At 75.5% G+C, this 13,039-nt stretch carries 11 protein-coding genes; 6 read left to right on the forward strand and 5 right to left on the reverse strand.

Going from position 1 to position 13,039, the window contains the following annotated elements; genetic code table 11:
- Window positions 1-226: 226 nt before the first annotated feature.
- The gene (locus HK417_RS03085; RefSeq protein ID WP_222263184.1) at window positions 227-412 is read left to right on the forward strand and encodes a hypothetical protein; all 186 of its coding nucleotides are present in this window, start codon (window positions 227-229) and stop codon (window positions 410-412) included.
- Window positions 413-462: 50 nt separating this feature from the next.
- On the opposite strand, the gene HK417_RS03090 is transcribed toward HK417_RS03085, so the two are convergent.
- Entirely contained in the window at window positions 463-828 is a 366-nt protein-coding gene (locus HK417_RS03090) for a cupin domain-containing protein (protein ID WP_222263186.1), read from the reverse strand.
- 145 nt (window positions 829-973) lie between these two features.
- Between HK417_RS03090 and HK417_RS03095 the strand changes: the two genes are divergently transcribed.
- Both HK417_RS03095 and HK417_RS03100 read left to right on the forward strand, forming a co-directional pair.
- Window positions 974-1,681 (forward strand): class I SAM-dependent methyltransferase, encoded by a 708-nt coding sequence (locus tag HK417_RS03095; protein WP_222263188.1) that lies wholly within the window; start codon window positions 974-976, stop codon window positions 1,679-1,681.
- Window positions 1,682-1,796: 115 nt separating this feature from the next.
- Window positions 1,797-4,292, forward strand: coding sequence for a beta-glucosidase family protein (locus HK417_RS03100; protein ID WP_222263191.1), 2,496 nt, complete (start codon window positions 1,797-1,799; stop codon window positions 4,290-4,292).
- A gap of 15 nt (window positions 4,293-4,307) precedes the next feature.
- On the opposite strand, the gene HK417_RS03105 is transcribed toward HK417_RS03100, so the two are convergent.
- From HK417_RS03105 to HK417_RS03120, 4 genes are all read right to left on the reverse strand, one after another.
- Window positions 4,308-5,477, reverse strand: coding sequence for an NAD(P)/FAD-dependent oxidoreductase (locus HK417_RS03105; protein ID WP_222263193.1), 1,170 nt, complete (start codon window positions 5,475-5,477; stop codon window positions 4,308-4,310).
- Window positions 5,474-6,739 (reverse strand): NAD(P)-binding domain-containing protein, encoded by a 1,266-nt coding sequence (locus HK417_RS03110; RefSeq protein WP_222263195.1) that lies wholly within the window; start codon window positions 6,737-6,739, stop codon window positions 5,474-5,476. The genes HK417_RS03105 and HK417_RS03110 overlap by 4 nt, the downstream gene beginning before the upstream one ends.
- Before the next feature lie 47 nt (window positions 6,740-6,786).
- Window positions 6,787-7,362, reverse strand: a complete 576-nt coding sequence (locus tag HK417_RS03115) for an OsmC family protein (RefSeq protein WP_222263197.1) — start codon at window positions 7,360-7,362, stop codon at window positions 6,787-6,789.
- Window positions 7,363-7,509: 147 nt separating this feature from the next.
- On the reverse strand, window positions 7,510-8,556 hold the full coding sequence (locus HK417_RS03120; protein ID WP_261325738.1) for a class I SAM-dependent methyltransferase: 1,047 nt from the start codon (window positions 8,554-8,556) through the stop codon (window positions 7,510-7,512).
- 156 nt (window positions 8,557-8,712) lie between these two features.
- Between HK417_RS03120 and HK417_RS03125 the strand changes: the two genes are divergently transcribed.
- From HK417_RS03125 to HK417_RS03135, 3 genes are all read left to right on the forward strand, one after another.
- Entirely contained in the window at window positions 8,713-11,547 is a 2,835-nt protein-coding gene (locus HK417_RS03125) for a BTAD domain-containing putative transcriptional regulator (protein WP_261325739.1), read from the forward strand.
- A gap of 147 nt (window positions 11,548-11,694) precedes the next feature.
- Complete coding sequence (locus HK417_RS03130) at window positions 11,695-11,955, forward strand: hypothetical protein (protein ID WP_222263202.1); 261 nt, start codon at window positions 11,695-11,697, stop codon at window positions 11,953-11,955.
- Between the two features lie 488 nt (window positions 11,956-12,443).
- Window positions 12,444-12,896, forward strand: a complete 453-nt coding sequence (locus HK417_RS03135; protein WP_222263203.1) for a hypothetical protein — start codon at window positions 12,444-12,446, stop codon at window positions 12,894-12,896.
- Window positions 12,897-13,039: the final 143 nt, after the last annotated feature.

A 13,039-nucleotide genomic window follows, 5' to 3' on the forward strand; every position in this document is an offset into this window, starting at 1 on the left:
CACGGGGCCGCCGGTTCGACTCCCGCAGAGGCCCGGAAGAGCGCCGGAGATGCTCGCGCTGACACCCGCGAGTGGGGCCCCGCGGTGCTCTACCCGGCGGCCGCCCCCGGTACTCGCGGGATCCCCCGGACGTCGCCAGAACTGTCGTACCTGCCTGGCAACCTCAGGGCCCTCCAGAGGACACCGGACGCACCGACGTCCGCCACTCCACGACCGAGGACCGACCATGAGGGACCAGCAGACCGACCGCTACACCTCGTTCGCGCACCTGGACCTGCGGGAGAAGCGCGAGTACCTCGACGTGCTCTGCGATGTCGTCTGGGACATCGAGACGGAGCTGGCCCAGGCCAAGGCCGAGCGCGCGGCGCTGATGAGCAGCCTGCAGGCGGAGCTGCAGGACGCCGTCCACTGACGGCCACCCGGGGCCCGCTGCACCGCCGGCCACGGAGGAAGCGGACCGGGCTACGTGCGGGAGGCCCACACGGAGGCACCGTGCCAGTCGATGGACACGACCGGTTCGTCGCCGACGACCCACGCGTCGTGGCCCGGCGGCAACGAGGTCACCTCACCCGGCCCCACGTCGAGCTCGGTCCCGTCGGCCATGGTCACGTGCAGCCGGCCGGAGACCTGGTACTGCTGGTGCGGCGCCTGGCACAGCTCGGTCCCGGCCACGGGCTTGACGTCCTCGGACCACCGCCAACCGGGCTGGACGGTGATCCGCCCGACCTGCGCGCCCCCGGCCAGGTTGATCAGTTCGAGTCGCCAGTTGTCCCCTTCCCGGACCTCGTCCGGCTCGTCGAACGTCAGGTGCTCGAGCGGCTGGGTCATGACTCCCCCTCCCGGCGATGTGTGGCGGAACTCGTTGTCCTCCCCGCCGCCCCGCTCGTCAATGGGCACCGAGTGCGCATCGCGCCACGTCGCGCACCGCTGCTCCGCCTCCCCGTCGGGGTGCCGTCCGTGAGAGCCTGCGCGGGTGACGCAACAGGAGCGGCAGACCATCCAGCGGACGGCGAGCACCCGGTTCTACAAGGGGCACTCCGTCCATGCCGCGCCCGGCGTGCACGAGTACGCGGTCACCCTGGTGCGGGCCGCGCTCCCGCAGGGCGGGCGGGTGCTTGAGGTCGGCGCCGGCTGCGGCGCACTCGCCGTGCGGCTGCAGGAGGCCGGCTTCGACGTCGTCCCCACCGACCTCGAGCCGCCGCACGACTGGATCCACCGGCTGGACCTGGACAACCCCGAGTGGACCGACGACACCCGTGGCCCGTTCGACATGGTCGTGTGCGTCGAGACGCTGGAGCACGTGGAGAACCCGCGGCAGGTGCTGCGGTCGATCCGGGCGATGCTCCGGCCCGGCGACCGCCTGGTGGTCAGCACCCCGAACGTCACGCACCCGCACTCGCTGCTGAAGACGGTGCTGCGCGGTGCGCCGGTGTTCTTCGGCCCCACGCACTACTACCAGCCCGGGCACATCACGATGCTCCCGGACTGGATGCTGACCGAGCACGTCCGCCAGGCCGGGTTCGGCCAGATCGAGGTCCGTTCCGGCGGCACGATGGACTACTCCGGCCTTCGTCTCCGGGTCCACCGGATCGAGTTGGCCCTGCTGCGGATCCTCGGGCTGCGCACCCGCGCCGACGACGGCGAGGGCATCTGCACCTTCGTCACCGCCGTCGCGGTGTGACCGCCGCTCCGCACGCCCGCCAGCCGCTCTGCACGCACAGCAGCGCGTGCACTGCAGCAGGACGGCGTGCGGTACTGGTGCTCCGGGCGGGGCAGGACCACACCGTGGTGCGGTGATGACGGTGCACACCGACGAGGACCTGCCGGCCCGGGTGGGCGGGCTGAGCCTGGAGCAGAAGGTGCGGCTGCTGACCGGCGCGGACTCCTGGTCGCTGCACCCCGAGCCGGCCGCCGGGCTGCGCCGCCTGGTGGTCTCGGACGGGCCGGCGGGTGTGCGCGGGGAGACCTGGGACGAGCGGGACACCTCCGCCAACGTCCCCTCCCCCACCGCACTGGCCGCCACCTGGGACGAGGCGCGCATCGAGCGGCTCGGCGGGCTGCTGGCCGCGGAGTGCCGGCGCAAGGGCGTCGACGTCCTGCTCGCCCCCACGGTGAACCTGCACCGCACCCCGTACGGCGGCCGGCACTTCGAGTGCCTCAGCGAGGACCCGCTGCTCACCGGCCGGATCGGGGTCGCCTACGTGCGCGGCCTGCAGGACCACGGCGTGGGCGCCACCGTCAAGCACCTGGTCGCCAACGACCAGGAGACCGACCGGTTCACCGCGGACGTCCGCGTCGACGAGCGGGTGCTCCGCGAGCTGTACCTGGCGCCGTTCGAGGCCATCGTGCGCGACGGGCGGGTCTGGGCGGTGATGGCCGCCTACAACGGCGTGAACGGCACGACCATGACCGAGCACCCGCTGGTGCGCGACGTCCTCAAGCAGGAGTGGGGCTTCGACGGCGTGGTCGTGTCCGACTGGTTCGCCGCGCGGTCCCTCGCCGCCGCCGGGGACGGGCTGCTCGACCTGGTCATGCCCGGCCCGACCGGTCCCTGGGGCGAGGCGCTGGTCGCCGCCGTGCGCGCCGGGGAGGTCCCGGAGACCGCGGTCGACGACAAGGTGCTGCGCGTGCTGCGGCTGGCCGCCCGGGTCGGCGCCCTCGAGGGCCGGCCGGGGACGGCGGAGGCCCGCGCGTGGCCCGCCGACGAGGTCGCCGCGGAGCTGCGCGCCACGGCGGCGGCCGGGTTCGTGCTGGCCCGCAACGAACCGACCGGGGGCGGCGACGTGCCCCTGCTCCCGCTGGACCGGGCAGCGCTGCGCCGGGTCGCCGTCCTCGGGCCCAACGCCGTCGTCGCCCGCACCCTCGGCGGCGGCAGCGCCACCGTGTTCCCGCCGTACACCGTCTCCCCGCTCGCCGGGCTGCGCGACGCCCTCGCGCCGGACGTCGCCGTGGAGCACGCCCGCGGTGGCCGCAGCAGTTCCCGCGTCCCCGTCGTCCCGCGCGAGCTGCTCCGCCGCGGCGACGGCGGCCAGGGCGTGCAGGTCCGGTACCTGGCCGCGGACGGGACCGTGCTCGGCACCGAGGAGCGCGCCGCCGCCGCGTTCACCTGGATGACCACCGTCGGCGACGGCATCCCGATTGAGCGGGTGGCCGCCGTCGAGGTGCGCACCCGGCTGCGGGCCGACCGGGACGGTACCCACCAGGTCGGCGCCTCCGGCGTGGGCCGGTTCCGCGTCACCGTCGGCGGGGAGGTCCGCCTCGACACCCGCCTCACCCTGCCGCGGGGAGCCGACGTCGTGGAGGGCATCGCGCGCCCGCCACAGGAGACGGCGCCGGTGCTGCTGGCGGCCGGCGAGGAGGTCGATCTGGTCGTCCGGCACGAGCCGGCGGCGGCCGGCACCCTCGGCGACGCGCCGGCACCGCTGCTCTCGTTCCAGGTCAACGCCGAGCTCGAGGCCGACGACGACGCCGAGCTGGTGGAGGCGGTGGCGCTGGCCCGGACGGCCGACGTGGCCGTGGTCGTCGTCGGCACCACCGAGGAGGTGGAGAGCGAGGGCTTCGACCGGAACTCGCTCGCGCTGCCCGGCCGGCAGGACGAGCTCGTCCGCCGGGTGGTGGCGGCCAATCCGCGGACCGTCGTGGTGGTCAACGCCGGTGCACCGGTCCTGCTGCCGTGGGCGGACGACGTCCCGGCGGTGCTGCTGGTCTGGTTCCCCGGGCAGGAGTTCGGCAACGCGCTGTCCGACGTGCTGCTGGGGGTCACCGAGCCGGGCGGGCGGACGCCGGTCACCTGGCCGGCCGACGAGGAGGGGCTCCCCTCGCCCCGCCCGGTCGACGGCCGGCTGTCCTACGACGAGGGCCTGTTCGTCGGCTACCGCTGGTACGACGCGGAGGGGCAGCGGGCCCGGTACCGGTTCGGCCACGGCCTCGGCTACACCACCTGGGAGTACGTGTCCGCCGAGGTCGCCGGGCCCGGGGACGACGCGGTGGTCACCGTGCGGGTGCGCAACACCGGCGCCCGGCCCGGCCGCGAGGTCGTGCGGGTCTACGCGAGCGGGCCCGACGGCGCCGTCGAGCGGCCGGAGCGGTGGCTGGTCGGCTGGGCGGCCGTGGACGCCGCGCCGGGCGCGGAGGTGGCCGCGACGGTCGCCGTGCCCGCCCGGGCCCTGCAGTACTGGGATCCATCGGCGCACCGCTGGGCCGACGAGCCGGGCCACTTCCGGCTGCACGCCGGGCCGTCGTCCACCTTCCTTCCGGTCGACTGCGGACTCGACGTCCGGAACCCAACCTGACCCTCCGCAGCGGGGTCAGGCGACCGCCGCCGGACGGTGGTCGAGCGCGAGCAGCGCCTCGATCTCGTCGACCATGGCGGCGCTGAGCTCCCGCAGCAGGTGGCGCAGCCGGTCCTCCCCCACGGTGTGCCCGGCGACCTGCTCGGTGACCTCGAACAGGGCCGCCGACAGCCGGTCGCGCTGCTGCTGGAACGCGGCCAGCGCCGTCGCCTCCGGCACCGCCCCGCCGAGCGCGTCGGTCAGGGCCCGGGCGAGCAGCTCGGCGTCGCGCAGGGCGTCGCTCATGCCGTGCGTGCTCAGCGGGTCCTTGAAGTAGCCGGCATCGCCGACCAGCGCCCAGCCCGGGCCGCCGGCGCGCCGCAGCCGGCCGGGGACGCCGCCGAAACCGCGCAGGCCCTCGACCTGCCGCCCGGCCGCGACCCGCACGGCGGCCGCCGGGGACGCCTCGGCCATCAGCTGGGCGAAGCGGTCGGCGCCGCTGCCGGGCAGGCCGCGGAACCGGGGAGCTCCGGTGGCGGCGAAGACACAGGTCAGCCCGTCCTCCGTGGGGATGAAGCCGGCGGACGCCCGGTGGCCGTAGAACCACTCGTAGCCCTCGGCGGGGAGGTCGGCGAGGTAGGTGTAGAGCACGCCCGAGGCGGCGCTGCCCTGCCGGTCGGTCGGGGCGGCGACCTCCTGGGCCACCGTCGAGCGGACCCCGTCGGCGCCCACGGTGATCCGAGCCGGGACCTCGAAGGCCGATCCGGCCCGGTCCTCCGCGTGCACCCCCACCACCCGGCCACCCGCGCCGCGCAGCAGGCCGGTGACCCGCACACCGTGCCGCACCTCGGCACCGGCCTCGACCGCGGCGTCCACGAGCAGGGCGTCCAGCGTCGTCCGGCGGGGGGCGTACAGCGCGTCCACGCCGGCCGCCGGCCGCAGCGAGATGTGCGTGTCCCCGCTCACGTGGTGGAAGACGGTGCTGCGTACCGGTGGGACGCCCGCGGCGACCAGCCGGTCCAGCAGCCCCCACCGGTGCAGCTGGACGACGCCGGTGCGCATCAGCGCGTGGGTGGACAGCGTGTCGCTGCCGGCGGAGCCGCGGTCCAGGACGAGCACCCGGACGCCGCGGCGGACCAGGTGGAGGGCCGTCGCCGCGCCCGCGACGCGCCCGCCGACCACCACGACGTCGTACCCGGCGGTCACGACCGGCCCCGCAGCGCGACCTCGGTCCGGGAACGACCCGGACGGACGACGTCGAGGTGCGCGGCGACCAGGGCCGCGTCGTGCCGCGAGCCGCCGATGAAGGTGCTGTTCCGGCGGGTCTGGAAGCGCTGGCCGACGGTGAACAGGCCCGGGACGGGGGTCATGCCGTACCGGTGCCGGAGCTCGCCGTGCGCGTCCAGCGCCTCGGCCGGCAGCCAGCGGTGGTCGCGGCGGTAGCCGGTGGCCCAGATGACGGTGCGCACCCCGGCCGCGGCCAGGTCCAGCCGGTCGACCGCCTCGGGCAGCGCCACCGCCGGCGGCGCGTCCGGCTCACCGACCTCACGCTCCAGCCCGTGCGCGGTCACGTACTCGTCGATCCGCTGCAGCAGGCGGCGCAGCCGCTCGTCGGCGGTGCGGACGGCGTCGGCCAGGTCGCGGTCGAAGCTCGCCACCGCGCCGTCCACGCCGGTGAGCCGGCCGGTGACCCGCACGCCGGCGGCGCTGACGGTGCCGAGGTCCAGGCGGGCGCGGTCCGACCGGCCCACCAGCTGCAGCGAGGGCTCGCGCCGGGCCCGGTCGACGTCGCCGACGTCGTCCACGCTGCGGTCCAGCGAGCCGAGGGCCTCCAGCCACCACATGACGTCCATGCCGCGGTAGCGGCGGGGCAGCCGGGTGTGGCTGCCGGCGGCCAGGACGACCTCGCGTCCGGCCCGCCGCAGCTCGTCGGCGATCTGCAGGCCGGAGGCCGACGCGCCCACGACCAGGACCCCGCCGTCCGGCAGCCGGCCGGGGTTGCGGTAGGTCGAGGAGGTCAGCTGGGTGATCGCCGGGTCCAGCCCGGCGCCGGCGCGGGGCACGAGGGGGACGTCGCAGGCGCCGGTCGCGACGACCACGTTCGCCGCCCACCACGTGTCGTCCGGGGTGGTGACGACGAACCCGTCGTCGGCGCGGACCACGGACTGCACCGGCGTGTTCTCCAGGACGGGCAGTCCGAGGGCCAACGAGTAGCGGTCGAGCAGCTCTGCGAGCTCACCGGCGGTCATGTAGCCCTCCGGGTCGGGGCCGCCGTAGTCGTAGCCGGGCAGCCGGACCATCCAGTTGGGGGTGAGGAGCCGCAGGGAGTCCCAACGCTCGCTCCGCCAGCGCTCGGCGGTGCGGCCGCGGTCGAGGACGACGTGGTCACGGCCGCCGGCGGTCAGGTGTGCGCTGATCGCCAGGCCGGCGTGGCCGGCTCCGACGACGACGGTGTCGACGGCGTTCATGGCGGTGGTCCTTCCTCGGCCGCGACCGGCCGATCGGTGTCCGGAGGTCAGGTGGTGGCCACGTCGACGTGGACCGGGACGCCGTTGGTGAGGACGTCGTAGACGGCCGACCGACGGCGGGACTGCTCGACGACCGCCCGCAGCTGCTCGTCGCTGGCGTCGCCGGCCACGTCGAGGTGCACGCGGATCGCGGAGTAGCCGTTGCGGACCTCACCGGACAGGCCGAGGACCCCGCGCAGGTCGATGTCGCCCTCGACGGTGGAGGTGACCTCGTGCAGCGTGATCCCGCGGGCCGCGGCGATGTTCGCGACGCCGGCGGTGAGGCAGGCGGCGATGGCGTGCAGCAGGAACTCGACCGGGGTGGGTCCGTGGCCGGTGCCGACGAGCACCACCGGGTGGTCGGCGTCGTAGACGAAGTCCTTGGTGCGGCTGGTGTCCTCCTGCAGCGCGCCGGAGAAGCCGCGGATGGTGCTGATGCTGTGCGTGCCGCTCACCCACCGGTTGCGGGCGCGGAACTGGAAGGCGGCGATCTCCGGGGTCTCCTTGACCGCGTCCAGCGTCGCGAACAGGGTCGGGACGTCGACGCCGTTGCGGGCCTCGCGCGGGGTGGTCGTGGTGGTCATGTCGTGCTCCTCCGTGTCGTCGGGGGCCGGGGCGGCCCCTCGACGGAGAAGTTAGGAACGGCGTCTTCCGGCGTCCTTCCACCCGGCCGGCGGGGCTCGAGGGGCGGTGGAAGGCGGCGGCCGGCCGGAGCCGGCCGCCGCCGCTGGTCACGGGCGGATCTCGTAGACCACGTTGAACGGGGTCTGCGCCACCCGCTGGAACCGCGTGAACCCGGCCTCCTCGGCCAGCCGGCGGACCGGGCCCTCCCCGGCCTGGGCGCCCAGCGCGTAGCCACCCTCCTGGGAGAGGGCGTTGGGCGTGCACAGGAACAGCGAGCCGGCGTAGTAGAGGCGGCCCACGGGGTTGAGGGTGTCCTCCACCCGGTCCGCGGCGTAGGGCTCGACGAGCAGCCAGGTGCCGTCGGGGGCCAGCGCCTCCCGCACGTGGTGGGCGGCACCCAGCGGGTCGCCCATGTCGTGCAGGCAGTCGAACATCGTCACCAGGTCGTAGTCCCGGCCGCTGAAGGTCTGCGCCGTGGCGACCTCGAAGTCGACCCGGTCGGCCACTCCCGCCTCCGCGGCCTGCTTGCGGGCCAGCCCGATCGACTCGGCGTGGTAGTCCGACGCGACGACGGTGCTCCGCGGGAACGCCTGGGCCATGAGCAGCGAGGTCGTGGCGAGGCCGGCACCGACGTCGGCGACCCGAGCCCCCGCGGTCAGCTTCTCCTCCACGCCGTCGAGCGCCGGGATCCAGGAGGGCACCAGCTCGGCCACGTAGCCGGGACGGTAGAAGGCGTCGCACCCGACGAACACGTCGTCGTCGTGCTCGTGCCAGGCGACGCCGTCCCCGGTCCGGAACGCCTCGGTGAGCTTCGACTCGGCCTTCAGGTAGCCCACCCCGATGAGGAACGCGGCCGGCAGGTTCGGCCCGTTCGGGTCGGCCAGGCAGAAAGCCTGCTCCTCGGTGAGGGAGAAGGCCCCCGTGGCCGGGTCGTAGCTGACGTAGCCCCCGGCCGCCTGGTTGCGCAGCCACTCGGTGAGGTAGCGCGGAACGCAGCCGGTCCGCTCGGCGAACTCCTCGGGCGTCGCCGGGCCCTCGGCGAGGGCCTGGTACAGGCCCAGCCGGTGGCCGATCACGACCGCGCCGGCCGAGCCGACCGCTCCCGCGTCCGCGACGAACTGTCCGAGGAACTCCGCGACCTTGCCGTGGTCCATGTCGATCTCCTTGGTCGTCGTGTCCCGGCCGCTGCCGGGACGTGCGGAACGGTGCGGGTCGGCGCTGTCACGGCTCTCGCACCCGCTGTCTCCGCGCTGCCGACGGGCTCCCGGCCCGGACGGCAGCGCGGGATGCTCTCCCCCGGGAGGTGGAGGATGGCCGCGAGGCAGGTGTCCCCGCTGCGCATCGAGGTGCTCGGGTCGTTGCGGCTGACCGTGTCCGGGACACCCGTGGACGTGCCCGGCACCAAGCGGCGGGCGGTCCTCGGGCTGCTGGCCCTGGCGGAAGGCCGGATGGTGACCGTCGACTCCCTCGTCGACGCGCTGTGGCCGTCGGAGGTGCCGGACTCGGGCCGGCAGGCGCTGCACAGCCACGTGTCCCGGCTGCGGGGGCACCTCGGCCCGGCGGCCGCCCGGCTGGAGACCGGCGCCGACGGCTACCGGCTCGCGGTCGACGGCGAGGACCTGGACCTGGCGCAGGCGCGGTCGCTGCTGGCTGCGGCGCGCACGCGCGCGCCGGCCGATCCGGCTGCTGCGATGGAACTGCTGCGGCAGGCGCACGGGCTGTGGCGGGGGCCCGTGCTCGCGGACCTGGTGCACGTCGCGCCGATCGCCGCGGCGGTCGAGGAGTGCGGGCAGCTGCACCGCGAGGTCACCGATGCCCTGGTCGCGACCGCGATCGCGGCGGGGCAGGCGGCCGACGTCCTCGGCCTGGCCGCGGCCGCCCAGGCCGAGGACCCACTGCGCGAGCCCGCCGTCCTGCTGCTGATGCGGGCGCTGGCGGCGGCCGGGCAGGCGCCGGACGCGCTGCGGGCCGGGCGGGAGTACCGCCGCCGGCTCACCGACGAGGTCGGCCTCGACCCGTCGCCGGCACTGGACGAGCTCGAGCGGGAGATCGCCGGCGGGGCGCTGGGGGCGGCACCGGTCCGGTCCGGGTCGCCCGCGCGGCCGGCGACGGCGTTGATCGGCCGGGAGACGCAGGTGGCGGCCCTCCACCGGGTGCTCACGTCCGAGCGGCTGGTCACCGTCGTCGGGCCGGGCGGGGTGGGCAAGACCCGGGTCGCCCTTGAAGTGGCGCGGGCGAGTGGGCCGGCGACGGTGCTGCTGCTCGGACCGGTCACCGACCCCGCCGCCGTGCCGCACGCCCTGGCGGCGGCCCTCGACCTGCGGGTGGTCCAGGGCGACGTCCTGGCGGCGTGCCTCGCCGTCCTCGGTGACCGTCCCTGCCTGCTGGTGGTCGACAACTGCGAGCACCTGCTCGACCCGGTCCGGGACACGGTCGCGGACGTGCTGGCCGCCTGCCCCCGGGTGTCCGTGCTGGCCACCAGCCGGGAGCGGCTCGGGCTGGCGGCCGAGCACACCTTCCGGCTCGCGCCGCTGCCGGTGCCCCGCCCCGGCCAGGACCCGCTGCGGGCGGCCTCGGTGACGCTGTTCCTCGACCGTGCCCGGCGGGTGCGTCCCGGTCCGCCGATCGCGCCGGCCGAGCTGCCCACGGTCGCCGAGATCGTGCACCGGCTGGACGGGATGCCGCTGGCCATCGAGCTCGCCGCCGGGCGGCTGTCCAGCTTCTCCCCCGGCGACCTGCGCGACCGGCTGGACCGCTCGCTGGACCTGCTCGGCGGCGGGTCCGGGCCGAGCGGGGACGCCCGGCACCGCACGCTCCGCGCGACCGTGGCATGGTCCTACGACCTGCTCGCCGAGGACGAGCAGAGGTTGTTCCGCCAGCTGTCGGTCTTCACCGACGGCGTCGACCTGGACACCGCGGAACGCCTCGCCGCCGATCTGGGGGTCGACGGCGACCCGGGGCGGCTGCTGGCCCACCTGGTCGACGCGTCGATGCTCGACGCCGACCTCAGCGCCGGCACCCGGTACCGGATGCTGGAGACGCTGCGGGCGTTCGGCATGGACCGGCTGGCCGCGGCCGGTGAGGAGGCCGACGCCGTCGACCGCCTGATCCGGTGGGCCGTCGACCTCGCCGGGTGGATCGACGCCACGATCGACACGGACCGTGAGCCGGCGGCCGACCGGGTCCTGCGGCGGGAGCTGGCCAACCTGCGCACGGCCTGGCGGCTGGCCCGCGAGCGCGGTCGCCTGGACGCCACCACGGCGATCATCGGCGGGCTGTTCGACGCCATCGCCTACCGGGACATGGTCGAGCTCCGGGGATGGGCCGAGGAGCTCGCCGGGGAGCCGGAGCTCCTCTCCCACCCCCGGGCGGCCGTCGTCCTCGGCACCGCCGGCGAGGCCGCCTACCACCGCGGCGACCGCGCCGTCGCCGAGCGGCTGGTTCGAACGGGATTGGACCTCGTCACCGACGACCGGGGGGCCTGGGTGTGCCTGATGGTGCTGTCGGTCGTCGACCTGGCGCGGGGCGCACACGCCGACGCCACTGCCCACGCGCTCGCCGCGTCCCGGCTCACGGCCCGGCCCCGCGAGAACCTCGGGGTGGCCGCGCTGGCCATGGCCTACGCCGGCGACCTGGACGGAGCGCGGGCGCTCAACGAGCGGGGGCTCGACCGGGCGAGGTCACCCTCGATGCGGTCATGGGCGACGTACGTCCGCGGGGAGATTGACAGCCTCGCCGGCCGCAGTGAGTCCGCCGAGTCGGCGTACGTACGCGCGATCGAGCTGGCCCGGGCGTCGGGCGGCACCTTCCTGGAGGGCGTGGCGACGGTGGGGCTGCTCGCGGAGCGCGCGCGGAGCGGCCGCACGCGCGAGGCGTTGAGCGGCTATCGCGAGGTGATCGACTACTTCGCCCGGACCGGCGACTGGACGCACCTGTGGGCGACGCTGCGCAACCTCGCCGACCTGCTGCGCGGGCTGGGCGACGGGGAGACGGCAGCCCAGCTCGACGCCGCGGCCGACGCGGCGCCGGACGCCCCGGCGGACGACCGGCGGCCGCGGGTGCCGCTGCCGGGGCCGGCGCCCGGTCGCGGCGCCGTCCTGCAGCTGGCCCGGGAGGCGGTCGCCCGCAACCTCACCCGGTCGTGACCGGGCCCCGCAGGTGTGGAGGGTCGACCCGCAGGTGGGGGCTGCCGCCACCCAGGGTGGCTACTGACGGGGTCGGCGGTGCCCGACTGTTGAGGCAGGCCACCGCAGGGTCGTCCGGCGGGGGCAGCCAGACCAGGAGGTCGTCCCATGTTGCGTCACTCGCCGAGGTTGAGGGCAGTTCCGGCGTCACGCGGTTCGCGCTCGGAGCGCGAGGCGGCCGCGCGGAACGGCTGGCTCCGTGACCACCTGATCCGCGAGCACGGCCGGACCGAGCGGGAGCTCCAGGGCATGGACCTCGAGGACCTGCACCGCTTCGAGCACGTGGAGCAGGAACTGGGCCTGATCGAGCTCAGCCACCGGCACGCGGACGCCTTCGCCGAGGTGGACGAGCTGCCGATCCCCGCCTGACGCGGACGACCCGTGCCGCCGTCGAGCACGTGCCCCCCGCCCCCGCCGGTTCCCGGTCGGGCGTGCCCGGTCGCGTGCTCCCGCCGGCCGAAGCCTCGGGGGCCGCGTCGACGTCTGGGGCCGGCACATCCGCAGCACCGACGTCCTCCGTCAGCCTGCCCCCCTCTGTGGTCGCCAGCAGTCGGGCGCAGCTCATGTCACCCCATCGATGAAGGAGACCGGCGATGACCGACACGAACAGGACCCCGATGACCCGGCTGGGACGGGGGGTCGACCCCGCAGTTGCCCCTCCGGCCGGGAGGACCAGCGGCACGGCACTGCACCGGCCGCCTCCCGACCGCCTCGGGCCCTCGGCTTCCTACACTTCCCCGCAGGCGTGGGCCGGGTCGTACGCGACAGGTCCGGGAGTTCCGCCCCCTCCACCGGCCGGCTCGCAAGCGCCGCCTCCGCGACGGGGGCGACGACGTCTCCTCCTGTCGCTGCTGGCCGTGCTGGCGATCGTGATCACCGGGTACGCCCTCAGCGATGGCAGCGCGGCTCCAGCACCGCCACGCGAACAGGGGATCGAGGTCCCCGAGCCGACGGCGCTGTCGCCGCTCGACCTGCAGCCCGGCGACTGCTACAACGCGGCGGCTCTTCCCGCCGACGGCTCCGAGGCCCCCATCAGCTCCGTCGAGGCGGTGCCGTGCACGGACCCGCACACCGCCCAGGTCATCACGAAGCTCGGGTACGCGGGACAGGACTACACCGACGTCGTCGACACGAGGGCACCCGAGGACTGCGCGGGCGAGACCCAGGCGCTGCTCCGTCCAGAGGTGCTCGTGGACCCGGCCTACTCGTTCGGCCAGATCCACCCGACCCTCCTGTCCTGGCCGCGGATCTCGACCGTCGCCTGCATCGTCGTCACGGAGACCCCCACGACCGGGTCGACGCTGATCTGACTCGTCCACCGGACGACCAGCGCTCGAGGCGGGCGCGACGTACCGGCCCACCGCACCTGTCGGATGCGCTGGTGTGCGGCCGGCCCGTCTCCTCCGACACCGACGCCCACAGAGCCCCACGGTCAGTGACCGTGGGGCTCTGT

Origin of the sequence: Modestobacter marinus (assembly GCF_019799945.1) — a bacterium.
Taxonomy (GTDB): domain Bacteria; phylum Actinomycetota; class Actinomycetes; order Mycobacteriales; family Geodermatophilaceae; genus Modestobacter; species Modestobacter marinus_B.